Annotated in this window: 24 protein-coding genes and 2 pseudogenes; 13 read left to right on the top strand and 13 right to left on the bottom strand. The window is 67.1% G+C overall.

The window, feature by feature from the left end:
* Positions 1-351: 351 nt before the first annotated feature.
* Positions 352-1,947 carry a GMC oxidoreductase gene (locus ABZ552_RS15785; RefSeq protein WP_357437881.1) on the top strand — a complete coding sequence of 532 codons (1,596 nt, stop codon included), beginning with the start codon at positions 352-354 and terminating at the stop codon, positions 1,945-1,947.
* Positions 1,948-1,967: 20 nt separating this feature from the next.
* Here the strand turns inward: ABZ552_RS15785 and ABZ552_RS15780 are convergent, their stop codons facing one another.
* The 3 genes from ABZ552_RS15780 to ABZ552_RS15770 form a co-directional block, all read right to left on the bottom strand.
* A complete protein-coding gene (locus tag ABZ552_RS15780) occupies positions 1,968-2,237 on the bottom strand; it encodes a cold shock domain-containing protein (RefSeq protein WP_281879564.1) in 270 nt (89 codons plus the stop codon).
* A gap of 16 nt (positions 2,238-2,253) precedes the next feature.
* The gene (locus ABZ552_RS15775; protein ID WP_281918117.1) at positions 2,254-2,415 is read right to left on the bottom strand and encodes a hypothetical protein; all 162 of its coding nucleotides are present in this window, start codon (positions 2,413-2,415) and stop codon (positions 2,254-2,256) included.
* 123 nt (positions 2,416-2,538) lie between these two features.
* On the bottom strand, positions 2,539-2,958 hold the full coding sequence (locus ABZ552_RS15770) for an HSP20 family small heat-shock protein (RefSeq protein WP_281879567.1): 420 nt from the start codon (positions 2,956-2,958) through the stop codon (positions 2,539-2,541).
* Between the two features lie 145 nt (positions 2,959-3,103).
* Between ABZ552_RS15770 and ABZ552_RS15765 the strand changes: the two genes are divergently transcribed.
* Complete coding sequence (locus ABZ552_RS15765) at positions 3,104-3,490, top strand: MerR family transcriptional regulator (RefSeq protein ID WP_281879569.1); 387 nt, start codon at positions 3,104-3,106, stop codon at positions 3,488-3,490.
* Here the strand turns inward: ABZ552_RS15765 and ABZ552_RS15760 are convergent, their stop codons facing one another.
* From ABZ552_RS15760 to ABZ552_RS15735, 6 genes are all read right to left on the bottom strand, one after another.
* A complete protein-coding gene (locus tag ABZ552_RS15760; RefSeq protein ID WP_281879570.1) occupies positions 3,491-3,910 on the bottom strand; it encodes an ATP-binding protein in 420 nt (139 codons plus the stop codon).
* Positions 3,911-4,230: 320 nt separating this feature from the next.
* Positions 4,231-4,674 carry a response regulator gene (locus ABZ552_RS15755; RefSeq protein ID WP_281879571.1) on the bottom strand — a complete coding sequence of 148 codons (444 nt, stop codon included), beginning with the start codon at positions 4,672-4,674 and terminating at the stop codon, positions 4,231-4,233.
* Entirely contained in the window at positions 4,671-6,296 is a 1,626-nt protein-coding gene (locus ABZ552_RS15750) for a CHASE3 domain-containing protein (protein ID WP_357437876.1), read from the bottom strand. The genes ABZ552_RS15755 and ABZ552_RS15750 overlap by 4 nt, the downstream gene beginning before the upstream one ends.
* Positions 6,293-7,534 carry a SpoIIE family protein phosphatase gene (locus ABZ552_RS15745; RefSeq protein WP_357438053.1) on the bottom strand — a complete coding sequence of 414 codons (1,242 nt, stop codon included), beginning with the start codon at positions 7,532-7,534 and terminating at the stop codon, positions 6,293-6,295. The genes ABZ552_RS15750 and ABZ552_RS15745 overlap by 4 nt, the downstream gene beginning before the upstream one ends.
* 563 nt (positions 7,535-8,097) lie before the next feature.
* Positions 8,098-9,150: a fused (3R)-hydroxyacyl-ACP dehydratase subunits HadA/HadB gene (locus tag ABZ552_RS15740; RefSeq protein WP_357437874.1), complete on the bottom strand. Its 1,053-nt coding sequence runs from the start codon at positions 9,148-9,150 to the stop codon at positions 8,098-8,100.
* A gap of 104 nt (positions 9,151-9,254) precedes the next feature.
* A complete protein-coding gene (locus ABZ552_RS15735) occupies positions 9,255-9,404 on the bottom strand; it encodes a hypothetical protein (protein ID WP_281879575.1) in 150 nt (49 codons plus the stop codon).
* Between the two features lie 330 nt (positions 9,405-9,734).
* On the opposite strand from ABZ552_RS15735, the gene ABZ552_RS15730 reads away from it, so the two are divergent.
* Positions 9,735-10,025 carry a hypothetical protein gene (locus ABZ552_RS15730; RefSeq protein WP_357437871.1) on the top strand — a complete coding sequence of 97 codons (291 nt, stop codon included), beginning with the start codon at positions 9,735-9,737 and terminating at the stop codon, positions 10,023-10,025.
* Positions 10,026-10,048: 23 nt separating this feature from the next.
* Here the strand turns inward: ABZ552_RS15730 and ABZ552_RS15725 are convergent, their stop codons facing one another.
* A complete protein-coding gene (locus ABZ552_RS15725) occupies positions 10,049-11,410 on the bottom strand; it encodes a hypothetical protein (protein WP_357437869.1) in 1,362 nt (453 codons plus the stop codon).
* Positions 11,411-11,519: 109 nt separating this feature from the next.
* Between ABZ552_RS15725 and ABZ552_RS15720 the strand changes: the two genes are divergently transcribed.
* Complete coding sequence (locus ABZ552_RS15720; protein WP_281879579.1) at positions 11,520-12,422, top strand: helix-turn-helix transcriptional regulator; 903 nt, start codon at positions 11,520-11,522, stop codon at positions 12,420-12,422.
* Positions 12,423-12,446: 24 nt separating this feature from the next.
* Positions 12,447-12,563 (top strand): annotated as a pseudogene (locus tag ABZ552_RS15715) (phosphotransferase family protein); the annotation flags it as partial.
* 318 nt (positions 12,564-12,881) lie between these two features.
* Here ABZ552_RS15715 and ABZ552_RS15710 read toward each other — a convergent pair.
* Complete coding sequence (locus ABZ552_RS15710; protein WP_281879580.1) at positions 12,882-13,505, bottom strand: TetR/AcrR family transcriptional regulator; 624 nt, start codon at positions 13,503-13,505, stop codon at positions 12,882-12,884.
* 55 nt (positions 13,506-13,560) lie between these two features.
* Between ABZ552_RS15710 and ABZ552_RS15705 the strand changes: the two genes are divergently transcribed.
* The 3 genes from ABZ552_RS15705 to ABZ552_RS15695 all read left to right on the top strand — a co-directional run bounded on the left by ABZ552_RS15705 (position 13,561) and on the right by ABZ552_RS15695 (position 17,970).
* Positions 13,561-15,006, top strand: a complete 1,446-nt coding sequence (locus tag ABZ552_RS15705; protein WP_357437865.1) for a M14 family zinc carboxypeptidase — start codon at positions 13,561-13,563, stop codon at positions 15,004-15,006.
* Between the two features lie 232 nt (positions 15,007-15,238).
* Entirely contained in the window at positions 15,239-16,837 is a 1,599-nt protein-coding gene (locus ABZ552_RS15700; protein WP_357437862.1) for an FAD-binding oxidoreductase, read from the top strand.
* Positions 16,834-17,970 (top strand): FAD-dependent monooxygenase, encoded by a 1,137-nt coding sequence (locus tag ABZ552_RS15695; RefSeq protein ID WP_357437858.1) that lies wholly within the window; start codon positions 16,834-16,836, stop codon positions 17,968-17,970. The genes ABZ552_RS15700 and ABZ552_RS15695 overlap by 4 nt, the downstream gene beginning before the upstream one ends.
* 49 nt (positions 17,971-18,019) lie before the next feature.
* On the opposite strand, the gene ABZ552_RS15690 is transcribed toward ABZ552_RS15695, so the two are convergent.
* Positions 18,020-20,998 carry a BREX system ATP-binding domain-containing protein gene (locus tag ABZ552_RS15690; RefSeq protein ID WP_357437856.1) on the bottom strand — a complete coding sequence of 993 codons (2,979 nt, stop codon included), beginning with the start codon at positions 20,996-20,998 and terminating at the stop codon, positions 18,020-18,022.
* A gap of 687 nt (positions 20,999-21,685) precedes the next feature.
* Between ABZ552_RS15690 and ABZ552_RS15685 the strand changes: the two genes are divergently transcribed.
* The 5 genes and pseudogenes from ABZ552_RS15685 to ABZ552_RS15665 form a co-directional block, all read left to right on the top strand.
* Complete coding sequence (locus ABZ552_RS15685; protein WP_281879585.1) at positions 21,686-22,030, top strand: hypothetical protein; 345 nt, start codon at positions 21,686-21,688, stop codon at positions 22,028-22,030.
* A gap of 411 nt (positions 22,031-22,441) precedes the next feature.
* Complete coding sequence (locus ABZ552_RS15680) at positions 22,442-22,636, top strand: hypothetical protein (protein ID WP_357437853.1); 195 nt, start codon at positions 22,442-22,444, stop codon at positions 22,634-22,636.
* A gap of 310 nt (positions 22,637-22,946) precedes the next feature.
* On the top strand, positions 22,947-23,900 hold the full coding sequence (locus ABZ552_RS15675) for an ADP-ribosylglycohydrolase family protein (RefSeq protein ID WP_357437850.1): 954 nt from the start codon (positions 22,947-22,949) through the stop codon (positions 23,898-23,900).
* 279 nt (positions 23,901-24,179) lie between these two features.
* Positions 24,180-24,665 carry a hypothetical protein gene (locus tag ABZ552_RS15670; protein ID WP_357437847.1) on the top strand — a complete coding sequence of 162 codons (486 nt, stop codon included), beginning with the start codon at positions 24,180-24,182 and terminating at the stop codon, positions 24,663-24,665.
* A gap of 18 nt (positions 24,666-24,683) precedes the next feature.
* Positions 24,684-24,907 (top strand): annotated as a pseudogene (locus tag ABZ552_RS15665) (protein kinase); the annotation flags it as partial.
* Between the two features lie 124 nt (positions 24,908-25,031).
* Here the strand turns inward: ABZ552_RS15665 and ABZ552_RS15660 are convergent.
* Positions 25,032-25,592 carry a choice-of-anchor K domain-containing protein gene (locus tag ABZ552_RS15660; RefSeq protein ID WP_357437844.1) on the bottom strand — a complete coding sequence of 187 codons (561 nt, stop codon included), beginning with the start codon at positions 25,590-25,592 and terminating at the stop codon, positions 25,032-25,034.
* Between the last annotated feature and the right edge of the window lie 117 nt (positions 25,593-25,709).

Here is a 25,709-nt window from a genome sequence, read left to right as displayed (position 1 = left end):
CGCCATTCGAGCGCAGCGCAGCAAGGGCGGCGCCTACGCGGCCCCGGGACGGTTCCCCAAGAATCCTTCGTTCTCGGCGGGATGGGTGTTGAATCGCCGACGAGCAACATGGCGTTCTTGCCGCGGTGATGCGCCCGCCGGGCATTCCGTACTTTGCACTGGCGGCTCCTCCGGCAACTTCGGCTCGGCCCAACCGTGGTGCGCCGGAATGCGCGTACCTCCCCGGAATTGTGATCTTTGCTACAGATTCGCACACTACCGGACACATATGTCCGGTCATATTACTGTCCCGTAGCGGCCGTGGTCGGCCGCGCGAGTTCCCTGCTCGCGTCTGATCTTCGAGGGTGTGTGATGTCAGCAATTACGCGCCGGTCACTGTTGACCGGGGCTGCCGCGGCGGGTGGCCTGCTGGCCGCTTCGCGCTACGCGAACACGACCGGTCCGATCGCCGCGCGGGTGAACAGCGTTCCGCTCACCCGCGAGGAGCATCGGGTGGTCGTCATCGGATCGGGGTTCGGCGGCGGCGTCACCGCCCTGCGCCTTGCCGAGGCCGGAGTCCGGGTACTCGTGCTCGAACGGGGCCTGCGCTGGCCGACCGGTCCGAATTCCGAGACCTTCCCGCGCGCCTCGGCGTTGGACAAGCGGGTGCTCTGGTACAAGTCCAGCCCGGTGCTGTTCGGTAAGCCATTGGTTTTCGAGCCGTTCACCGGTTTGGTGGAGGCGGTGCCCGGGACCAACATGACCGCGCTGTGCGCGGCGGGCGTGGGCGGTGGATCGCTGGTCTATCAAGGAATGTCCCTGCAACCGGCGCAAGCGGTGTTCGACACCCACTTCCCCGAGGCCCTCGACTGGGCGACCATGGATCGCGTGCACTACCCGCGGGTCGCGCACATGCTCGGCTTGGCCGTGGCCCCGGACGAGCTGATCGCCAGTCCCAGCTACGCCGCCTCGCGGGTCTTCGCCGACCACGTGCGGCGCGCCGGACTTCCGCTGTCGAAGATCCCGATGCCCATCGACTGGAACTACGCGCTGGCCGAACTGCGGGGGGAGATGAAGCCCTCCTACACCAACGGTGACGGCGCCATGGGGGTGAACAACGGCGGCAAGCACTCGGTGGACGTCACCTATATCGCCGCGGCCGAGGCGACCGGTCTGGTGACGGTCGAGCCGCTGCACCAGGTCACCGACGTGGAGCGTGCCGCCGACGGCCGGTGGATCGTCCACGTCGAGCGCTTGGACACCAGCGGCGCCGTGCTGGAGAACAAGATCATCACCACCGGCGCCCTCGTGATGGCGGCCGGAAGCCTCAACACGACGAGGCTGCTGATGCGCGCCTCGGGCAAAGGGCTCATCCCCGACATGCCCGACGGTCTCGGTCAGGGCTGGGGCACCAACGCCGACCGCATCTATCTGTGGACCGATCCCACGGCGAGTTTCGGCGCGGAGCAAGGCGGGCCGGTCGTCTACGGAAGCGAGAACTGGGACGATCCGCACACCGCCCACACCGTGATCCAGGCGTCCATCCCACCGATGGGCGCCGACGCCAACAGCACCATGATGGTCGGCTACGGCGTCAGCGACGGTCGTGGCCACTTCGTCTACGACGCGGCCCGCGACGACGCCGTTCTGCAGTGGCCGCAGGACGGTGACAGCTACATCCAGGACAACCACATCGGTCCCGCCGCGCACCGGATCGCCGGTCCGGCAAGCATTCTCACCGACACCAACCTGCTGTTCCCGTCGACCTGGCACCCTCTCGGCGGTGCGAGCATGGGGGCCGTCTGCGACCTGGACGGCCGGGTGCGCGGTCAGCGGGGTCTGTACGTGCTCGACGGCGCGCTCATGCCCGGCAACACCGCAGCCTGCAACCCGTCGATGACGATTGCCGCGGTGGCCGAGCGAGCCTTGGACAACTTGGTCGCGCAGGACGTCGGCACGATCATCTGACCGGCTCCCGGCCGGGCGGGTCACCGAGGTCGTGGTCGAGCGTCGGGAAGCAGTGGACGCACCGCCGTGGCTTCGGGGCCGCGCTTGCGCATGGTGGCCGTGAACAGGACGGGCTGGCCCGCGTACAACGATTTGTAGCCGGTCATCTCGATGCTGGTGTACTCGACGAACACCTGCGTGGGATCGTCCGCGGGCTGGAGAAAGCCGAAGCCCTTCTCGATGTTGAACCAGACCACTGTGCCGCGGCGCCAGAAATCCGCCGCGGCACAGTGGTGGGGTCGGCTTGTCATGCCGGATCGGTCCGGATCAGGCGGCGTCGCGGCGCACTGGATCGGCGTGCATGATTCGCTGCCACCAGGCGTCCAATGGACTGGGGTCGGGCCAGACGACCGTCGCTTCGGGTCCGGACTCGGTCGGTGCGGGCAGCGGGTCGCGTAGATCGGTGCGTGCCATGAGCGAGCTCTCCATCAGGTGTTCCTCCGCAAGGATACCGCTGGGTGATAACGCCTTTCGCGTTCCGGCCAGGGGCGGGCCCGCGCATACGGGCCCGCCCGGAACGGGGCCGGGGCTTCCCCGTTGGCCGCGGCGATCTCAGGCGTCGATCGCCTTGTGGCCGTTGCCGCGACCGATCTCGATCTTGCGCGGCTTGGCCTTCTCCGCGACCGGAACCGTCAGGCGGAGGACGCCGTCGGTGTAGTCGGCGCGAATATTGTCGGTGTCCAGATTCTCGCCCAGGAACAGTTGACGGCTGAACACGCCGCGGGGGCGTTCCGCGGCGATCATCTCGCGGCCCGAGTCGAGTTCGGGACGACGCGCGCGCACCGTCACCACGTTGCGCTCGATGTCCAGGTCCAAGGACTCGGGGTCGATACCGGGCAGGTCGAATTCGACGACGAACTCCTCGCCCGCGCGCCAGGCATCCATCGGCATCACCGCGGGATGTGCCTTCGTGCCGAACACCTGCTGCGTCAGACGGTCCAGATCGCGGAACGGATCGGTGCGCATCAGCATGGTCGCCACCTCCAACTCACTCCATTCTCCGTAGTAGGGGCCAGATAACCTCTGTCATCTGGCATAGATTTTTTATAGCATCGAGAGAAGTTGAGTGCAAGGCGCTAAGCTAGGAAATCTATCGGGCAACACGAGGTGAGGATGAATGGCGCAGGAGAGGGGCAACTCGGGGCATCTGCCGGATCCCGGTCAAGCGGTGTACGGGATCTCGGTCGCTGCCGGGCTGGCCGGCATCGGGGTGCAGACGCTCAGACTCTACGAGCGTCACGGGTTGCTGACTCCCGCGCGTAGCGACGGCGGTACCCGTCGCTACAGCGGCAACGATCTCGCCCGTCTGCGGCGGATCACCGACTTGGTCGCCACGGGCGTGAACTTGGCGGGCATCCGGCGCATTCTCGACCTGGAGGATGCGAATGCCGACTTGCACGCCGACAACGACCGGCTGAACGCGGCCAACGACCGGCTGCAGGCCGACAATGTCCGCCTGCGGGATGCGCGGGACAACTCGGCCGATGAGGCCCAGACGCCGTGACTACCCCGAGAAGCGCGTGCGCAGATCGACCACCGTGCCGGAATCGCCGGTGGTCACCGTGACCTCTGGAATCAACGCGCGGATCAGTGGCATGCCGCGCCCGCGCAGCGAATCGGGCTGCGGATCCGGTTGTTTCCATCGACCGCTGTCGGAAATGGTCACCCGGAGTTCGTCGCCGTCGATCGATGCGCGCAAGCGGACCGTGCCGCCGTCGCCGTGATGGCCGTGCTCGACGGCGTTGGTGCAGGCTTCACCGACGGCCAGCAGCACGTCATAGGCCGGGGCCGCCGCCATGCCGCACTCGGCGAGCCATTCCTGCAGGGTGTGGCGAACACTGGCCAATTGCACCGCCTCGGCGGGGAAGTCCAGCTCCAGCGGCGTCATGGCGTCGGATAGCGGGACTCGCTCGCCCGCGCTCACGACCGCGCACCAACCGCCGGGACCGGAGTGCGTCTGTCGTGGCGCGGTCTTCCCGTCGTCGTGCCGTGCCAAGGGCGTCGATGCGCCGTCACCTCGTTACCTCCCTGTCGGGGATCGGTGCGCTGTACCCGCGCCACGCCGAGCGCGTGGACCATCGTCGGGCTCGGCTGCGGTGTTCGCCGCGCGTGTGCTCCCCGAGGCTATACCCAGTTGATCATCGCCCATTCGTCGGCTGGCTCCGTCCGTGAGAACCCGGCCCCGGCCGTCCCGTGACATCCGTGAATCGACGTGCCCGAGCCCACTGCCGCGGGGGGAACGCCTCACAGACTCTGGCGCGGCAGCCGGACGACCTGGACGAAGAAGTCGTCGATCTGTTTGATGGCGGCGACGAACTGGTCGAGGTCGACGGGCTTGGTGACGTACGCGTTGGCGTGCAGGCGGTAGCTGCGCAAAATGTCCTCTTCGGCCGCGGAGGTGGTCAGCACGACCACCGGGATGTGCGACAGGTCGGGATCGGCTTTGATCTTCTCCAGCACTTGCCTGCCGTCGTACTTGGGCAGATTGAGGTCGAGCAGAATCAGGTCCGGCCGGGGCGCGTCCGCGTACCTGCCTTGACGGTAGAGGAACTCGAGCGCCTCCTCGCCGTCCCTGGCGACGTGCAGGGTGTTGCCGATCTTGTTGTCCTCGAAGGCCTCTCGCGTCATCAGCTCGTCGCCGGGGTCGTCTTCCACGAGCAGGATGTCGATGGGCTGGCCGGAGGTCATGCGGGGGCTCCTTCTTGAACGGGGACGTCGGCGGTGCGGGCGGTGCCGTCGGCTCCGGCGGCGCGCAGGGTGAAGCAGAAGCGGGTGCCCGCGGTGTAATCGGTGTCGATCCAGATCCGGCCGCCGTGATACTCCACGATCTTCTTGCAGACGGCCAGCCCGATGCCTGTTCCGCTGTACTCCTCACGATTGTGCAGCCGCTGGAAGATGACGAACACCTTCTCGGCGAATTCGGGCGCGATCCCGATGCCGTTGTCGGAGACCGACAACAACCAGGCGTCGTCCTCCTCGGCCGGCTCGCAGGTGATCTCGATCTCCGGTGCGCGGTCGGGTGCGTGGAACTTGATGGCGTTACCGATCAGGTTCTGCCACAACATCGTCAGCAGCGTCGGATCGCCGACGATCTCGGGCAACTCCTCCGGGCGCCGGATGCGCGTGGTGGTGTCGTCGATGGCCGTGGAGAGGTTGGTCATGGCCTTGTCCAGGGTTTGACCGAGGCCGGTGGATTCGGTGCGATCGGTGATCCGGCCCACGCGGGAGAAGGTGAGCAGATCGTTGATGAGCCCCTGCATCCGCTTGGCTCCGTCGACGGCGAAGTCGATGTACTGCTTGCCGCGCTCATCGAGTTTGTCGCCGTAGCGCTTCTCCAACAGCTGGCAGAACGACGCCACCTTCCGCAACGGCTCCTGCAGATCATGCGAGGCGACGTAGGCGAACTGCTCCAGCTCCGCGTTGGACCGGCGCAGTTCCACGGCCTGCAGGTCGAGATCGGTTTTCTGCTCGGCGAGGACGGCTTCCTTGGCGCGCGAGGAAGCCAGCTCGGCGACGATGCGCCTGCGCATGCTCTCCACCGCGTTCGCGACGGTCACCAGGTCGGCCGGACCGTGCGCGTCGATGTGGTGATCGAACTCGCCGCTGGCCACCCGCAGCGACGCGTCGGTCAAGGAGCCGAGGGGACGGGCGATCAGGCGCCGGATCAACACGGTCAGCAGCACGCCGGTCAGCAGGAACGCGATGACCATCCCGGCCAGCACCGCGTCCCGGACCGCGCGAGTGTGCGCGAGTTCGTCCTCGTCGTCCGCGATGGCCGCCGCGAGACTGGTGTTCTGTACATCGAAGCGCGCGCGGAGTTCATCGAACAGTGGTTTGCCGCGCGCGGGGGAGGTGGGCTCGGTGCCGCTGGTCGACCCGGAGGCCAACGCCGCTACCAGCGGCTCGGCGTACTCGGTGCGCCACCGCCGCGCGGAACTCTCGATGGCGTCGAGTTCGTGCAGCAGCGACGGCCGGTCGGCCAGCAGCTCGCGCAGCCTGGCGACCGACTGCGCCTCGTCCCGGGCGCCGTCCTGGTAGGGCTGCAGGAACTGCCGGTCGCCGGTGATGCCGTAGCCGCGCAGCCCCGTCTCCTGGTCCACCAAGGCGTTCTGCAACCGGTAGGCCTCGGCTGCCGCGGGCAACGTTTTGTCCAGCAGCCGGTCGGTCACCCGGTTGGTCTGCGCGATCACCTGCGCGCCCGCCACGGTGCCGATGATCACTACCAGCACCATCGCGGCCAGCACCAGCTGAAACCAAGCCTGGGCGGTCAGCCGCGCGCTCACCGGCGGCCGACCGGTCTTCGTCGTCATCGGTTCCGGTCCTGTCCTCGCCCGTCGTCGTTCCATCCCAGATACAGGATGGCGACATCGTCATCCAATCCGCCCGATTCCCCCGCCAGCGCCTCGACGCGGCCGATCAGTTCGTCGACGAACCAGTCGGGATCGGCGGCGCGCACCGCGCGCGCGACCTCCACGAGCCCGTCTTCCCCGAGCCGTTCCTGATCCGTCCCGACTCGTCCCTCGAACAGTCCGTCGGTGAACACCATCAGCCCGGAGCCGAGCGGCAGGTCCACCTGCTCGGCGGGCCACTCGGCTCGACCGGGCAGGAAGCCGAGGGCGGGTCCGCCGGGTACTTCGACCCAGTCCAATCCGGATGCCGAGCGCAGCAGCATGCCCGGATGCCCGGCCCGCAACACCTGTGCGCGGCGCTCACCCGGATGCAGCATCAGGCTGGTCACCGTCGCGAAGGTCTGTTTGCCGGTGCGTTCGGCGAGCAGGACTTGTTCGAGCAGCCGCAGTTGCCGTGCGCCGGTCACCCCGCTCAGGACCAGGGTGCGCCAGGCCAGGCGCAACGCCACGCCGGTCGCGGCCTCGTCCGGCCCATGCCCGGACACGTCGCCGATGACGGCGTGCACCGTGCCGTCGGTGTCCTGCACCACGTCGTAGAAATCGCCCCCGAGCAGCGCGTGCGCCCGCCCGGGACGGTAGCGCGCCACCACGTCGACGACCTGCCTGCCGCGCAGCAGCGGGGTGGGCAGCAGACCGCGTTCCAGGCGCGCGTTCTCCTGCGCACGCATATTGATCGCCTGCAAGGCCGCGCTTGTGCGCTCGGCTTGCTTGCGCTGGATCGCGTAGCGCACGGCGCGCCCGAACAACTCGGGCTCGACCCGTCCTTTGACCAGATAGTCCTGCGCTCCGGCCGCGACCGCCGCCAAACCGGTCTGCTCCTGGTCGAGCCCGGTCATCACCACGATCGCGACCTGATCGGTGTGCGTACGGATGCGTTCCACCGCCTCGAGCCCTTGAGCGTCGGGCAGATGCAGGTCCAGCAGCACGCAGTCGGGTTCGGCGGCGGCCAGATGCTCGGCGGCCTCGGCCAGCGACCGCACCCAGTGCAATTGCAGGCCGGGGGCGCCGTCGACGACCAATTCCTCCACCAGCAGCGCGTCTCCCGGATCGTCCTCGATCAGGAGCACTGAAGGTTGCTGCCACGGCCACTCCGCGCCCACGATCAGTTCGGGATCGTCGTTTGTCCCGTCACGCCGCACGAACGCCACCGGTCGAGGGTCCACTTGTGGCAGGACGAATGACAGCACCATTGCCGTCGTCGGCGAACACCGACAACCCGGCCTCCGATCACCATGGGGCGGCACCAGCGCACGCCGACTGTCTCAGCGGCCGTTTGCTGGACCGAGAGGCAGTCAAGATCGTATCCGATTCTCCATCCGATCGAGACATGACGGCGTCGACCTGCGCGAAGGCACCGACCGCGGGGATGGTGCGGGAATCAGACCGTTGTGCCCGTCAGTTCCGCGGCGTCCCGCTCGCCCCGGAGCGCGCCGGGGCGGCGCGGGGAACGAAGCTCCGCCAAGCTGCGCGCTACGACCGTGGCATGGACCGCGATGACGGCAAGGGAAGCCGAGCCGATCACAGCAAGAAGCACAACCACGACAGATACCGGTCCTTTCGGGTGCGAGCGGGCCGGTTGCCCGCTCGATCGGGTGCCGAGTTCGCGTCCGCCGGTCCCGGCGGGCGCGCGCTCCGCCTCCAACGTGCCCCGGCTGCTCCGGACCAAACCCAGCGGATGCGGCGGCGCGAACGGGTCGTGCGATCACGCGAGGGCGACCTCGGCTGTCGCGCGACCGAAGATCCTGCGTCCGTCGTGCTCGGCGATGATCGCGACGGTGGCGGTGCGCGTGTCCTCATCCAGGTGTTTCACCCGGCCGGAGAATTCGATCCGGCCGCCGGTCGCGCCGACGTGGACGGGATTGGTCAGGCGCACGTTGTAGGAGCGCAGGGCGGTGGGGTCGCTCGACCACGAGGTGAGCAAGTCCACACTCAGTCCGATCGTGAACAGGCCCTGCGCGACAATGTCTCGCAAACCCATCCGCGCGGCTGCCTCGGGGCTCCAATGAATGGGATTCGGGTCTCCCGCGACTCCGGCGTAGTTCACCAGATCGCCGCGGCTGACCATGAGCGTATGTGGGGGAAGCTCGGCTCCGGGACGAACGGTGTCGAACCGACGCCGGGCTTTCGGGCACACCGGTGTGGTCGGCATCTCGCGGGCGGGTTCGTCACCGGCCCCGACGTAGCGCGGGTGCGCGGCGCGGCGCGGCGTGCGCTCGTCCGGGCGTGCGCCGTGCATCACGACCGCGTCGAACCACGTCGGCAGGGCCTCGTCGGCCCGCCCGACCAAACTGGTCCGAGACGTGAGGACGGGCCGATCGTCCTGGTCCACGATGGTCTGGCGCAAGCCGATGAGGTCGCCGCCGAACGCGTGCCGGAACGAGTCGAGGCACATCTCGAAGCGGATCCGGTCGCCGGCCAGCAGCGGCCGGTGGAATTCGATCATCTGATCGGTCTGGATGGTCCGGCTCAGGTCGTAGCCGGGCAGGATCGTGTCGAACACCTCGGCGTAGGCGAGGTACCCGGGCACTGCGCCGAAGGTCGGGGGAGCGAGCAGGCTGCCGTAGCCCAGGTCGGCCGCGGCGTCCTCCGACCGGTGCGCCGGATGGCGGTTGCGCACCGCGCGGGCGTACTCCCGGATCTTCTCGCGCTCGACCACGTAGTGATCGCTGCTGCGATACCGGCGCCCGACCATCGAGGCGGGAACCGCGGCATCGGTCGTGTCGCCAGCACCGGATGTGGCAGGGATTCTGGACATCGCGGGGGAATCTACCCAACGGGAGCCGGAATTCCGGTCAGCCCGCACCGCACGCCGTTTCGCGGCCGATTACCTCGGCGAACGGGGTCCCGGGGCCGCCGGGCTCAGCAGAGATTCCGCTCGGCGGCCACCACAACGGCCGCGGCCTCGTCCACCGTTCGCTGCGCGCTCACCTGCACCACGATGTCGGCTTCGGACGTTCCGGCCGCCAGCTCCCAGCCGACGCCGGGTCGCCCCTTCGGACGGTGTATCAAAGAACCGCTCTCGGGTCGTCCGCGCACGGCTTTCCGGCGGATCCAGTGGTCGAACCGGTTCCTTCGGTCCGCCCACCGCAGCTCGAGCAGTGGAGGCCAGGCAAGTCCGGAGCGCTCGTCGGCGCAGGTCGAAGCCCGACGGTAGACGTGCCGGTTATCTTTCCGTAATACGGCTTCCGTGTGTCCCGCGCGGGCTCTTCGATCGAATGCGCGAGCATGAACGTCGGATCCAGTGCACCGCAAGCACCGTGGTGTTTCGAATCAATTCGAGGCTCGGTGACGCCTGATGGGTCGTACCGGGCCGGCCGACGCAGATGGGAGGACCGGCTCATGTCGTTCGAGACCGAAGCTCGACCTGGCCGACGCTCGCGGCGTAAGTCCTGGCCGGCCGTGGCGTCGGGCGCTGTGGCCGTCGCCGCCGCGGTATTGGCCGCCGCGCCCGCGACGGCGCAGCCCGTACTTCGCAGCGCACCCGATGTCCCGGTGGAGGTCCCCATTCCCGGTGGATTCCACGGCTTCCCCGAGATTCTGCGATTCGTGCCGCCCGCGCCTCCGGTTCCGCAGATGCCGCTCGGCAGAGCGGTGCCGCACCGTGACGCTGCGGCGGCTCGGACCGCATAGGCGCCGGCCACCGCGCGAAACGCCTAGCTCGGCTCCATGCGCTCGTGCCCAGCCGCCGAAACCCGGGAGATCACCTCCCGTATCGCCGCCATAGGGGCCGGGGCGCGCCGCGGCGCGGGTGCTTTCCGTTTCGGCAGGGCGCGCAGCACCATCCCGAGCCCGCAGCCGGCCACGATGGCGAACGCTGCCCATTCCGAACCCGAGACGACCGTGACCGGGCCCCAGTCGGGGAGACGATGCGGCGAGACCATCGTCCAGTCGAACGACTCGGTCCGGACCGGCGCCACGGTCGAGGGCCGCCACAGGATGGCGATCGCCAGAATGCTGCCCGCCGTTCTGGGCTGGATGTAGGACGCGCAGTAACCCGCGACCACGGCGAGGGCGGCAGTTCCGAGATGGCGCACCGCACCAGGCGGAACCAGCGCCGCGAACAGTGCGACAGCCGTGAGCAACCCGGCGCCGACCAGCGGATTCGACAGCCGGGCCCCGCCGAAATACCCCAACAGGATCAACCCCAGCAGCAGCGGCACACTCCACGCCGGTCGGGGTCCGTTGCCCACCGCGCTGCCCGTGGCGCTGAGCCCGACCGCCAGATAGATCATGATCCCGTCCCGGCGCGGGAGCAGCCACGCGGCGGCGGTCGTCGCCAGCAGGGTGCACAGGGCCGTCACGACGAGTTCGACGCTGCCGTCGCCGTGGCGGAAGCGCCACTCCGCGACGGCCAGTTCGGTCATCACGAGCACGATCGCGGCTATGACGGGGCTCAGCGGCAATTCCGGATAGGTCGGCTCCGGGGTGAAGCGCTGTCGTGTGAGCACCTGGCACGCCACGATCAGTACGGCCACCGCGGCGAGCAACCACAGTGGCTGGGATCCGAACACCGACCACACGTGCGGTTCGGACGTCGCCCGGTGCGGGTTGCCCAGCAGCCCCGACGCCTGCGAGAGCGTGATGACCACAAAACACCCGACACCGCCCAGAACGAACCCCATCCCCGGCGCGCGGCGGCCGAGTACCGCCACCCCCGTCGCGCCGAGCAGGATGCCGCTGCCGATCGCGTCGAGGTAGGCGGTGGTAGTGAGGATGTCGGGCGAGGCGCTGTTCGCTTCGACGGTGTGCGTGACCAACAGCACCAGTGTCGCCGTGAGCGCGATCCACCACGCGGTGCGCGCCCGGGCCAGGCTGACCGCGACCACCGCGGTGACCGCCGCGACCAGGACGCCGATCGCCGCCTCGCGCGGCACGCTGAGCACCAGTTGGTTGACCTGATAGGGCGTGCAATGGCAGGTGCGGCCGAAACTGAGCGGCACGACCAGGAGCAACCCGGCCACCGCGGTAGCCAGAAACGCCGTGACGCCTTCGAGCACCTCACTCCGCCGCACCACTCCACTGGCGTACCCATCGAGGCCGAACCGAACATCATCACGCGGATCTCCCCGAAACTGGTATCAGCAGCACCTGGATACCTCTGGCACGGTACGGGAGGATCTCAGGATGACCGATGTCGTCGATGTTCAGGCGGTCCGCAAAGCCCGGCGCGCCGAGCTCGGAGCCTTCCTGAAGTCCCGGCGCGCCCGGATCGCGCCGCAAGACGTGGGACTACCCCCGGGCCCACGCAGACGCACCCCGGGCCTGCGCCGGGAAGAGGTCGCACAGCTGGCCGGAATCGGGATCACTTGGTACACGTGGTTGGAACAAGGCCGCAGTATCAATGTGAGTGTTCAGGTGTTGAACGCGGTGGCTCGGGTGTTGTCGTTGGATGCGGCGGAGAAGGCGCATTTGTATCGGTTGGCGGATGTGCCGACGGTGCCCTCGGTGGAATCCGGATCGGCGTTACCGGAGGAATTGCAGGTCATCCTGGATCACCTGGAACCGTTGCCGGGGGTGGTGTTGAGTGCCAGGTATGACGTGTTGGCGCACAACGGCTCGTACGAGGCGCTGTGCCCTGGTTTCCTAGCGGAGGAGCGGAATGTGGCGCGTCGGGTGTTTCTGACCCCGGAGTGCTGCAACGCGTATCGCCATAATTGGGATGATCTGCGCCGGATGGTGGGGTATTTGCGTGGGGCGTATGCGAAGAATCTGGGTGATCCGGGGTGGGAGGATTTCATCGCGGAACTGTGTGCGGAGAGTGAGAACTTTGCGTCGTTGTGGGCGTTGAATGATGTGGCGGTGCCGGTGAGCCGGACGAAGCAGGTGCGGAATTTGGCGGTGGGGGAGTTGGAGATGTTTTTGACGAGTATGTCGTTGCCGTCGGTGCCGAATGCGTGGATGCAGGTGTATACGCCGGTGGATGAGGTGGCGTGGGGGAAGTTGCGGGCGTTGTTGGCGATGAGTCCGGAGGAGCGACAGCGTCCGTGGGCGGAGCATCGCGAGCTGTATCACGCGGCAGCGGTGTGAGGACCATGATCCGCATCGACTACCGCGCCGCTGCGCCTGCAACGGATCGGCCTCGGGCAGTCGAATCTCACCTATCGCATCGGCGATGCGGCGGATTCGTCGTGGATCCCGCGACGGCCGCCGCTCGGGCACGTGCTGGCTGGGATATCGCCGATTCGATCGGCCATTACACCCATGGGGGTACTTGCATGGCCCCCGGATCGAAGGTCGGTGGTGATGAGCCTACGAGAACGACATGCTGGAATTCGCTACCAAATGGGCGTCCTACGGCGGGAACGACGAGGAGGCGTTCGTTCGATTCGGCCTGCGCCGCAGAGAATTCTACGCCCGGCTGCTGCGATTGCTCCGAACCCTGGCCGCTCGTGCGCTCACCGGCGCGACGATGAGCGCGCCACGCGAGCAATGCCGCGAACATCTCTTCGGCTGTTTTCGCGTGTTGGCGGACACAAGACCGGCTGATCACTCGTCGGGCACGTCACAGTCACCCGGGCTCACGAGCGCGGTCAGTTGGACCGCGCTCGCCATCACGAAGTCGCGGTCCACGCTGTTCGGGTCGATCACCGCGTGTTGCGCGAATCCGGTGACCAGCGCGTGCACCGCAGGCGCCAGCCGCTCGGCCTGCTCCGCCGTGGTGCGCGCCGCGCCGATCCGGCGATCGGTGAACAGCGCGGTGAGCAGGCTCGGGGTGCTCGGCACCTGCGTGTCGACCTCCGACATCAGCTGCGGATCGCGTAGCGCGGCGGCCAAGCCCTCTAGTTCGAACGCGAAGTGCTCGCGGGCGCGGGGGGAGTCGGTCGAGTCGAGTACGGCGCTCGCGTAACCGCGCACCACCCCGGGCAGATCCAGGTCCGGGTCCGCCAGCGGCCGCAGTGTCTGCTGATACTCCTCCACCAGCCGCTTGGTGGCCGCGATGAGCAGCGCGCGCTTGCTGCCGAAGATCGAGTAGATCGCGCCGGTGGTGAGCCCCGCGCGCGCGGCGATATCGGCCAGCCGGGCCGCCTGGTAGCCGTGCTCGGCGATATCGGCGATCGCGGCGTCGATCAGAGCGTGCTGGTTGGCCTCCCGAGTCTCGGCGCGTCGCATGCCGTTGATGATAATCTGATTATTCAAATAATCGAATTATCGAAATGAGCTGCGCATGACCGAGATGGATCGTCGAACTCTGCTGGGCCTGGCCGCCGTGGCCTGCACCACCCTGACCGTCGGATGCGGCCGCGAAGACACACCTGACGCGACGGACGAGGTCGCCCGTATCGTCGGCCCGGTCGAGCCGCTGGACGCGTTCCCCACCGTGGACGAACTGAACGCCGAGATCGACCGCGTGGCGGCCGCCGCGCCTGATCGATTGCGGGTCATCGAGATCGGTCGCTCGCGCGCCGGCGATCCGATCCGTGCGGTGCAGGTGGGTACGGGCGAGCGGAACATCCTGGTGTTCGGCAGCCCGCACGCCAACGAGCCCATCGGCATGGCCACCATCGCGCACCTGGTCGGCAGACTCGCCGCCGATGAAACGCTCTCGGCCGGTGCCACTTGGCATTTCGTGCTGTGCATCGATCCCGACGGCACCCGACTGAACGAGGGTTGGTTCGCAGGTCCGCGCACCCGCACCGACGTCGCGCGCCACTTCTATCGGCCCACGGTCACCGAGCAGCCGGAGTGGGCCTTCCCGATCACCTGGCGCGGCACTCCCGTCGGCACGCCGATGCCGGAGACTCGCGCCCTGATGACACTGATCGACCGCACCCGCCCGGCGTTCATCGCCTCGCTGCACAACGCGGACTTCGGCGGTGGTTTCTTCTACACCTCCGGCGGCGACCAGTCCTACTGGTCGGCGCTGACCGACTCGCTCACCGCGGCCGACGTGCCGATCCACACCGGTGCACCGGACGCACCCGGAGGGCGGGCCTGGGCCCCCGGCGTTTTCGAGGTCCCCACCTTCGACCAGATGGCCACCGCGCTGACCGAGGCGGGCGTGGATCCGGTGGCGGCGCTCGGCGGCGGTGGCTCGCGGGACTACGCCGCGCCCTACGGCACCGCCGTGCTGGTGTGCGAGTTGCCGCTGTGGGTGGATCCCCGGATCGCAGACGAGACACCGAGCGCGCGCCCCCGCGGCGACGTCTTCGCCTCCACCGCAACGGCTTACCGCGAGCTCGCCGCCACCGTCCGCGAGTCGCTGGACCGAGTAGCTGATCGACTCGACGGCAGTACCGCGCTGGAGCGCTCAGTGCGCGCGACGCTGGCGGATCTGCCCGACATGGCGGCGGAGAAGGAGGCAGCGGCCGAACCCGACCGTCCGGCGACGCTCGGCGAGATCTTCGTCGAGGACTACGTCTGGCTCGGCATGTTCCGACTTCGCATGGGCGGCATGATGTGCCGCGTGCTCGACGACCTCGCCACGCGTCGGCCGGACGACGCGCAGGTGGCGGCCGAGCGCGAGCGCTTCGGGGCGATCTTCGATGGATGGAGCGGCGAGATCGAGCGCCACGCGCCAGGACAGCCGGTGCCTCTGGAGCGACTGGTCGAGATCCAAGCGCGGGCCATCGTCACCGCGGCACTACGGTCGCAAGCGGGGCAGCCGATCTGAACGCGGCAGGCGGTGACGCCCGGGACAACACTTTCGTGACGAAGGTGGGACGCAGCATGTGCTTCGGTCGGCCTGTCTGCCCGTTGCTGATGTGAACCATGTCGGCGAATACAAGAATTCATGCGGCACGAACGCCATCTCGGTCGGCCTGTGCGGGGTCTGTTGACGAGGCGCTGATCAGCAGTGGGCCGGTTCGGCCGGAGCAGGACGGCATCGGTGGCGTCGAAACCGCATGGTGTGCGACAGAACGGGCGCGGAGAGGCGGACGCGGCGAACGAAAGTGGGGATTTCCCTACTGCCCGTGCCTGCAACTGTGAGTCAAGACTCGGCTTCCACCGAATCTCGACATCGGCCGGGCACCCGCCCGGCTCGAGGACAGGCAGTAACGATGAGCGTTCACCGCGTCGAAACAGGCAGCTCCGCTGATCGACGAAATTCTCCCCAGGACATTCGATCACAGGATTTGGGGGCCCATCGAGCACGAGAGATCCGGGGTACGTGCCATCCGCTCGATACCGACGAAGTCCAACGGCTGGTGCTGCGGGCAGCGCGAGAGGGGACACCGGTCTACTCGTTGAGCACCGGTCGGAACTGGGGCATGGGCTCACGTCATCCGGTGTTCGACGGCTGCACCATCCTGGATCTCAGCCGGATGACCACCATCCGGACTGCAGACCTGGACCGGGGCTACGCCGTGGTCGAACCGGGGGTAACCCAACGGCAGCTCGTGGAGTTGCTCGACGGTACACCGTGGATGCTGAACGTGACCTCGGGCTGTGCCGATGCCAGCCTCGTCGGCAACACGATCGAACGCGGCGACGGCACAATCCGGGCGCGGGTCGAGGACCTTTTGGGACTGGAAGTCGTGCTCGGCACCGGTGAGATCATGACCACCGGCGGTCTCGACCGTCACGGCGGCTGGTCCGGCACCGTAGCGGGACCCGACTTGACTCGGGCTTTCCTGCAAAGCAACCTGGGCGTGGTCACCGCGATGGCGATCGGTTTCGTTCCGCGCCCCGAGGCGGTCACCCTTGTCAACGCGACCTACGCCAGGACCGCTCTCGCGGAGGTCGTCGACACCGTGGTCCGGGTCGGCCGGACACGGGTGGCCACGCACGGCATGCTGCGGCTCAAAGAGCTCTTCGTGGTGCCCGCGGCGGGCCGCGCGGCAATTGCCGATACCGCCGACCCCGACCTCTTCACCGTCCAGGTACCCCTGCTCGGGTCTCGCGAGGCCGTCTGGATCGCCGAGAACGACATGCGCGACACGCTCGGCCGAGTGGACGGGCTCGTGTCGTACCGCTCCCTGGACACTGCGACCACGCCGATCACCGACCCGCTGTACCCGCGTACTTTGTTCGCCCGTGGGATTGCGTCCTGCCTGCACCTGCGGCAGTCCCTCGGAATCGACGAGTGCGCTCGGGCCGACGAGGCGCGGATCGGCTGGCTGACGTTCCTGCCAGTGGTTCCGCTCCAGCAGCATGCGTTGTGCAAGGCGGTCGAGCTCTTCGGGCTCGAGGCGGAACGCCACGGCGTCGCAGGCATGCTCGAGTTCAACGTGATCTCACCGCACACCACGAACATGGTTGCGCAAATCCCGTTCGTGCGGGAGCCAGAAGCGATGGAGCGGGCACACGCGCTCCGCCACGCGGTTCGCCGTGTGTTCCTGGAAGCGGGTTTCCCGCCCTACCGCTCCAACATCGACCAGATGCCATGGGAACTCGTCGATCGGTCGGGCACCTACCGAGATGTACCGCTCGAGGGACTCAAACGGCTCTTCGATCCCGCCGACATCATCTCGCCCGGCCGATACCTGGTGGTGAACCGATGAGCGCCACAAGGACGGCGCAAGCCACCGTGGACTTCGACTGTGTCATTCTGGGCGCTGGGATCGGCGGTGCCATGCTGGCCTTGCTGCTGGGACGCCAGGGCCGCCGGGTGCTGGTGGTCGACCCCGGACCCGGTGTGGCCACGCGCGGTGCGGAGATCCTCAAGCCCCGCGGCATCCGTGTGCTCGCCGAGCAGGGCTTGCTCGACACGCTGGCGAGTCGAGGCGCCTTGAAAAGGCACGTCATCGACTACCACCACGACGGTGAGTTGCTCTTCTCCTACGATTTCGCCGAGCACACCCAGCTCGGTCACTTCTTGATCGCCCCCTACAGCGAGATCGTGGGGACGATCATTGCGGCATGCGCCGATCTGTCGCACGTGCACGTCCGATTCGGTTGTCGGATGGTTGATTTCGGGGTCGCTGATGCTCTGCTCACCAGCTGCACGCTGGACGACGGCACCGAGGTGCGGACTCGGGTGCTGGTGGATTCCGGTGGATCCGGCGCAGGGCTGCGTGAGTTCGTCGGCTCTGAACGGGATGACAACCGTTATCCCCACGCCCTGCGAATGAGCACGATTCCGATCACGGACAGCGTCGCCACGCGCAACCGGCTCTACTTCGATTCCCGCGGCTGGTTTGCCTACTTCTACCCAGTGAGTGCCGAGATGGCCAGGGTGTTCGTCGGAGTACCCCGGGAACTGGAGGAGCCGGTGTTCGACGAACACAGGATCGATCTGAAACGGCGGCTCAGTACCTTCGTCACCCAGAGCGACGACGCCCTCGCGCGGCTGGACGAGGACCGGTTCACGCCCGCCCCCGTGGCGGTTTTCACCAGCAAGCCCTACCATCGCGACAACGTCATTCTCCTGGGCAGCGTGGTGTTCTCTCCCCATCCGATGACCGGCCAGGGAATGAGCTACACCTTGGAAGACGCGACAGTGCTGGCGGAGATCCTGGCCCGGGCCTACGACGGCCGCGGCCGCCTGGAGCCGCTGCTCCAGCAACAGTACGAGATCCGCCGCTCTGGGCACAACGACCTGGTGGCGTACGGGGACGCTCTCGCTCGCTCCTACCATGACCGCGCCGCCTACCTGTCCGCCTTCCACGCCTTCCGGCACGGTGGAGACGGATGACGAGTGATCCATCGCATCGTCGCAGCGACCTGCCGTCAACGCTGTCGGGTCATTCGGCCGCGCGAGACGCGCTGTTCCGGTCACGGGCGGGCCGGGTTCGGTGGTGGTCTTGCTGAGCCGCGACCAGGGCGGCGAGTTCGGTTCGGGAGGAGACGCCCAGCTTGGCGAACAGGCGCGAGAGGTGGGCTTCGATGGTCTTCTCGCTGACGTAGAGATCCTCCGAGATCTGGCGGTTGGTTCTCCCCAGGACGATGCGGTTGACGATCTCGGTCTGCCGCTCGGTGAGATCGCCGAATCCGATGTGGGTCGCACGAGATCGGCTTCGGTGGCCGGACGTGTGTCGCTCGCCCACCCGGCGCAGCGCCAGGCGCGCTTGCTCGGCCAGACGTGCGGCGTTCCGGCTGTCGAAGATCGTGAGCGCGCTGTCGAACTCGCGTCTGGCGGCGGGCTTCGCGCCCAGTTCGGCCAGGGCATGACCGAGCAACAGGCGCGCCCGGGCGACTTCGAGCGAGCACCCGCTTCGTTGGTACTCGGCGACCGCTTGCTCGGCATGGTCGGCGGCAGCACGGATCTCGCCTCGCGCGAGCAGTACGCGGGCGCGGGTGCTGCGAGTGTGGCCGATTCGCATAGGCAGAAACGGCGACGCATCGGCGATGATCTCGATCCGACGAGTCGCGTGCTCCGCGGCGTCGATCCGACCGAGTGCCAGTTCGGCCTCGACGAGATACGGATGGAATTGCGGGATCAACGACGGGTAGATCTCGAATTGGCCCCCCGCGCCGAGGATCAGCCGACGGCCACGTCGATACCGTCCCGCCTGGATCAGCGCCATGCCGTATATCAGCGGGGGGTAGTAGGAGTATCGCCCTCTGGGCAATTGCTCGGTGATACGGACCGCGCCCGCACCGGCAGTGAACGCTTGGTCCGTGTGGCCCAGCAGGGACAAGATCCAGCAGCGCGTCGACTCGGCCATCGCCACCATCGGTGGGTTGTCGAGCATCAGCGCTACCTCGACGGCCTCGTCGGCCACCGCGAGCCCGCGCTCGAGCTGCCCCTGCATCAGCAGAGCCAATCCCTGCAAATGCAGGAAGTCGACCAGACGTCTGCCATGTCCGGTGCTGCGGCAGAGCCGGATTCCCCGAGTCGTGTACTCGACGGTCATCGCGAACCGCTCCAGGGAGATCGCGGAGATCACCACATCGACCAGTCCGTCGATCAACGCGAGGGGTATTTCCGCGTCGGTGAGCGTGTCGAGGGTGCGCACGGCTTCGTCGAGGTCGCGGCCCGCTTCCCGTAGCGTGTCGCCGAGTTGCGTCGTCTTCAGGAACGCGCTTGCCGCGGTACCCAGGAAGTCCATGCGGCGGTCGCCTTGCGCGCGCGCTGATCGCCGCACCTTCGCCGAGACGGCCACAGCCTGTGCCCAGTCCCGCAGCGCCAGGTGGGTTTTGGCGAGTTCGAGTTCGAGCGCGGCGGCCGCCACACCGTCGGGTCGGACGAGCGTGAGCGCTGTCGTCAACAGACGCCGACCCTCGACGGCGTTGCCGAGCCCCTGTTCGATCACGGCGAGCATGGCCATCAGGCGAGCGCGTTCGCCGGGTTCGGCGGGCGCGGTCAGTGCCAGAGTCCGGTTCAGCACTTCTCGGCTCTCCCGGAGCCGACCGCAGGCATTCAAGACCTCGGCCAGCGACATGGACAGGGCGAGTCGGCGATCGGCGGATTCCTCGTTCGGCAGCAGACGCAAGGCGGCCCGGAACCACCGGGCCGCGGCGACGGGGGCTCCTTGCGAGGCAGCTGTCCCCGCGTCGACCAGAACCGCGATGGCCTCCTCGTCTCCTGGCTCGCCACAGTGTTCGAGGTGGTGCGCTCGGATCGACAGGGTGGTGCTGCGGTTCGCGAGTGCCTTCGCTGCCCGCTTGTGCGCATTTCTGCGCCAGCCATATCCACTTCGTTCGTAGACTGCGCGGCGAATCAAGGGGTGGCGGAAGGTCAGGCGCCCGGGGGTTTCCGTTTCGCAGATCAATCCACTCGCGACCAGCTCGTCCACTGTCTGCCATATTTCGGTTTCGACCAGTTCGGCGATATCGCTCGCCAGCTCGAGATCGAATGGTTCGCCTGCTACCGCCGCGGCTTGCAGCAGGTTGCGCGCGTGCATGGACAGTGCCTGTATTTCCTGCTCCAGGACATCATGAACGATCGTGGGGATATGGTACGAATCACCGGTGCTGGTCCGATGCCCGCCGAGAAGCCCGTCGAGGCGAATTCGCGCACGTGAAACTTCCTGTAAATAGAATGGATTACCACCACATTCGCGATAGAAGTCGGACAGGTCGGCCGTGTCGACTCGGTCCGACAGCAGTTCGGCGGCTTCGGCAATCGACAACGGACCGAGCTCGACTGATGACATGGTGTTGTCGTACACGGCTCGAGCCAGCGCGTTCGTATGTGCGGTGGGGAGTTGCCGGGAGCGGTGGGCCAGCATCAACGCACACCGCGGCACGGGGTTCCGCAGTAGGTGTGCGATCACCTCGAGTGAGGCGTGGTCGACCCAGTGGACGTCGTCGAGAATCAACAACAGTGGGCGCCGAGCCGCCAGCCGTTGGAGTGCCACCCGTACACTGCGGTGACAGCGGTGCCGGTCTATTCGGGTGGATCGTGCCGGTGCCCGGCCCCACCGGTGCAGCGATGGGAGAATTCGACTCAGGTCCGACAGGCATTCCTCGCCGAGCGCCTTCAGGCTGGTTCGGGACAGTGATCCGAGCGGTTCGTCGAATGCGTCGATCACGACCGCGTAGGGAAATTCTCGCTCCAGTTCGGTGCCTCGCCCCTCCAGCACCTGGAAACCCTGGGCGAGTGCTTCCGTGCGGATCTCCTGGAGTAGGCGAGTCTTGCCGATACCCGGCTCTCCGGTAACGGCGATCGCGGATGCTCGTCCTTTCCGCGCGGCAGCGAGGGCCCGGGTCAGCTCGCGCATCTCCGCGACCCGTCCGACCAGCGGCCGGGCCACTTCGCCCGCCGAGACCCCTGACACGTCACCTCCAGGCACAGAACGCCGGGATTCGCGGGGTATTTGCGAAATCTCCGGGCTGCATACTAGCCAGCTTCGGCATCGGTGTCTTGCCGATCGCGTCCTTCGTCGCCGCGACCACCATCTCACCGCGGTCGACGCGGTCACCACCACCTCGCCGTGCCTCGTCCGGCGCCATCGCTGTCGGTGTCGTATGTCGAGCGATTCGGTCGGCGCCCTGGTCTGTCGTCGTCCCGGAATAGCGGTAATGGGGCTGGCGGCCTGCAGCGTGTAATCGGGTTGAGGTGACGACAGGTTGGGGCTGCACATGATTACAGGCGAGATCACCAGTATCTCGATGCCGAGAAAGGCGCGCCCCGACCGGCCGCTCGACCCGCCGTCCTCGGGCGGCGGTCGATGTCACGCTAAGCGGACAGGGCGAATCCTGTTGTTGTGCCGGTGAATTCATGTCGGCCGCGATTGACGATGGCGGCCCCGGCTACGCTCGGTGTGTTGCCCCGGGTGGAGTTGAAGCGATTCTGCCGTTAGGGAACGTGATGCCTCGAACTCCGTGGGTGACGAGACAAGGAATCGGCCAGGTCGGAGCGCGGGTTCGGTAAAGATCATCCGCGCAGGGTGAGTCGACGCGTGGCCTGCAATTGCGAGCCTTGATGCGGCAAGACGAAACGCATCTGCGCAAGGAGGATCTCCATGACCGACACGACCAAGATGCAGACCGAGAAGGAGACCAAGCCGTCGTCTGCCAGGGCCCAGAAGGCTGATGGGCGCAGCTGGTCGGGCTGGTACAAGCTGTACAACGACACCGACTACCACGTCTCGATCGTCCGTCGGAACGACGACTGGACGGTTATGGAACAGTTCGTGTTGGCCCCCGGCGCCACCAGCGCCCAGTACGAGGACGCGGCCGTCGTGCGCCTTCGGTGGGCCGAGTCCGGCGCGGCGACGATGATCACCTGGGATCCGGACATGTCCATCCACTACAACGCCGGTGGCACCATGACCCCGAACCAAGTGAACAACGTGAGTTCCCTCTAGGCAGAGGGCTTGAATCGATGTGGCACAGCACCGGCTTGGCGCGTGCTGTGCCACCTCGATTTTGTGAGGCCAACACGGCGAACGACGCCGTCGCCGTGGCTGAGGACTACTTCTGGTCAATTCCCACCGACGAGCTGTACGGCAATTCGACCAGCCGAAAAGTCTGACGCTCGGTCAAGTTTCCGATTCCTGGCGGTGCGGGATCTGCTCGCCGGTGACGAGCACGCGCCGGGATACCACCTCGTGTGGCTCGCCGACGTTCTACGGGCCGTCGGCCATACCTATCCCGGATAGTCCGCACGTGTAGGAACGATGTCCGTCCGCCCCTGACAGCCGCCCCGCCGAGGCACATCACCCTGATAGGGCATGGTTGCGGGGCGTGTGGTGGGGTCGAGTGGGATGAATTGCTCGATGGATCCCCAGTCTCTGTCCCAGGGGTATCGGCTCCGCGCCGGCAGGCAGCGACACCGCAGGGTTCAGCCCGAACGGCGTGGCGCGGTACTCACCTTCGACGAGGTCGAGTCCACCACCGGCCGAGCCGATTCGGTCACCGGCAGCACTCCCGTGCTCATTCTTCCGGCGCGATCGCCCGCGCACGACCTGTAGGGCGAGGGGGGTTCACCTGTCGGGCTGTTCGCTCGAGGAGCGGGCGCCGAGGCCGGCGCGGTCGGTGGCGCGGGCGCGGGCGCGGGGAACGGGAGGGTGATGGGATCGCCGGGGCGGTGGGCCTCGATGAGTGCGAAGTGTGGTGTGAGGCGGGCTTGGCTGTCGGGGGTGCCCAGCGCCTGCATCACCGAGGACGGCGGGTATCGGCGATGCCAGATGTGCGCGCGCATCGCCGCGACCCACGCAGCCTCGCCACGCGGTGAGCCCCAGGTCGCGTGGTTCGTCCTGGTCTGGCAGCATGGTTGCCGATATGCCACTGGTTTCCGATGTCGCTCGTGACAGTCTCGAGGGCTTGTCCGTCGGTGATGCGCTGGGTGCTCAATTCTTCGTGCCGGGCCGTTCGCTACCTGATCTTCTCGCCGGCCGACCGCCGGCGGCGCCGTGGGAATGGACCGACGACACGGAGATGGCCTGCTCGGTGTATGTGCAGATCCGCGGCTGCGGCCGGATCGACCGTGACGGGCTGGCGGCAGCCTTCGCCGACCGTTGCGAGCCCTACCGGGGCTACAGTGGCGGCACAGTCGCTGTGCTGCATGAGATTCGCGACGGACGGCCTTGGGCCGACGCGGCGGGCGCCCTCTTCGACGGGCGTGGCTCCTGGGGCAACGGTGCTGCGATGAGGGTCGCTCCGCTCGGAGCGTATTTCGCCGGGAATCTGGACCGTGCGGCGGCCCAAGCCGCATTGTCGGCCGAGGTGACGCATCGGCATCCGGAAGCCATTGTGGGCGCCATGGCGGTTGCTGTCGCGGCCGGGCACGCCGCGGCCACCCGCGGAAGAGATTGCGCGCCTGAGGAATTGCTGGCCGTCGTGGAGCCGTACCTGGTCGAGGGCCGGACCGCCAGTGGCGTCCGCCGGGCACGGCGGTTGTTGGGGCGCTCGGTGGCCGAAGCGGCATATGAACTCGGTAACGGTGCGCAAGTCAGCGCCCACGACACTGTGCCGTTCACGCTGTGGGTCGCCGCGACCTTTCTCGACGACTATCCCGCCGCTGTTACCGCATGTGTCGAGGCCGGTGGTGATGCGGACACCACGGCCGCGATCGTCGGCGGGATCGTGGCAGCGCGCACGGGCATCGGCACGCGAAGCGGCGTACGCGGAATACCCCCGCAGTGGTTATCGGCGCGAGAGCCACTGCCTGCCTGGGCGACGGATGGCGACGCTCGGCAAAAGGTCGACGACAGGCACGGCTCGAACGTTCGGTGATGCCGCGATCGGGTGATGAATAGGTCGCCGATCGCGGTCATCATATGGCCACCACGGCTACATGTTCACGGATCAGTTCTCTGGTGGGCCGAGCCGTACGCCGGTGTGACCGGCTTCGATGAGCGGGACTGCTTGGCGATGGTGGCCGATCTTCTCCCCTCCTACGAGGAGTTGCCGCCTGTGCGTCGGATCACGGCCGACATCTCACTGGCCCAGGAACTTCCGGTGAACCCGCTGGCGCTCGGAGTTTCGGTGTGGCGAGGCGTCTGGTACCCGCCGGTGAACCTCGAGATCGGGCCGACGTGGCACCCCAGTGGCGTCGGCCGAGCTATCAACCCTTCCTACGAGCCGACGACGGCCAGTGAGCTCTTGCACACGAACAATAAGTGGTGGGACGAAATCCCACACATCAATCGCCTGCTGTTTCCGCTCGTGATCATGCACTCCGCGGGCTTGGCCGACCAGATGCGGACCCTTGCCCCGACAGAACGCGAACACGTCGCCACGAATTCCGCCTACGGGGACATGGTGCGCGAAGCGCTCGACTACATGATCGCGCGGCAGCCGACGCCGAACGAATGGTTCGACCCGACGCAATCTCGATTTTTCGACCAACAGGAATTGGACGAGTATCTGCGGGCCTTCCGAGACTATCTGTTCGGAAATCGGCCGGAGCCCATCTACCCACCCACCCGCAATCGGCCGTTATCGGATGGGGAGCCCGGCGGTGGAGCGAGAGACTCCGGCGGACAGAACGTCCTGTAAGCCGTACGGCGCGCGGCATTGCCGTATTACCCGTGGGATTCGTTGGATGCGTGGATTCGCAAGAATGGTCCGCTGCCGGTGGGGGCGTGTTGGACATCGGGGTGAAGATCGCGGGTGCCTTGGCCGCCGCGCATCGGCTCGATATCGTGCATCGGGACGTGAAGCCGGGCAATATCCTGCTGACCGAGTACGGTGAGCCGGCGCTGGCTGATTTCGGTATCGCTCACATCGGCGGTGGGTTCCGGAATTCTCGCGCTCAGATAGCGGCCTGGGTCGTCGGTGAAGCCGGACACCGCAATTCTGGATGACCTGGGGCTGTGCAGTCACCTGACTGCACAGTCCGGGCATTGGAGCGCGTCTCCCGGTTCAGGAACCCGGCTCATCCTGAGGTTCGAACTTGGCAACGAGCCAGACACGCTTGATCTCCCCTTCGGGGTTTTCGAAGTACGGCTTCACCTCGTCTTTGTCATCCAGGAAACCGCTGATGGTCACCCGGTATTCGGTGCCGTCGACGCGCACGATGTCGTTCTCGTGGACGACCGGCGGTCGCACCACATCGGGGACATCGCCCGGCTGGTTGGGCGTCTCGTCGTGACGGAAACGCAGGGTGAACGTGTGGTCGAATCCTTCGTCGTGGAAGTCGACCGTCACCTTCAGGAACACCGAGAACTGGCTGTGCGGCAGATGAATTCGACGGTTGTAGTGCGCGAAGATGCCGAGCCTGAAGTTCTGGCCGTCGAGGCGCGCGTCGACACCGGTGAGGCCGGTGAAGTCGTATCCGCTCTTCTCCTCGTCCTGGCCGCTGCCCCATCTGATACTCGATTTGACGCCCGTACTCGACCTGACGCCGGGCTGCCGTAAACCCTCGAACTGCGACTCGTTCACGCTGACGCGCGTCCAAACGCCCCTTGTGTCAATTTTTCCCATGGCGGATGTGCCCCCTTGTTTCCGGATCGACCGACGAACTGCCTATCTACCGCGAGACACATCATCCCCCACAGTGGGGCAACTTGTCCTCGAAATCGATTGTGCAACAACGACGTT

Source organism: Nocardia sp. NPDC019219, assembly GCF_040632645.1.
Classification (GTDB): Bacteria; Actinomycetota; Actinomycetes; order Mycobacteriales; family Mycobacteriaceae; genus Nocardia; species Nocardia sputorum.
This window is presented reverse-complemented; position numbering and strand designations above follow the sequence as displayed.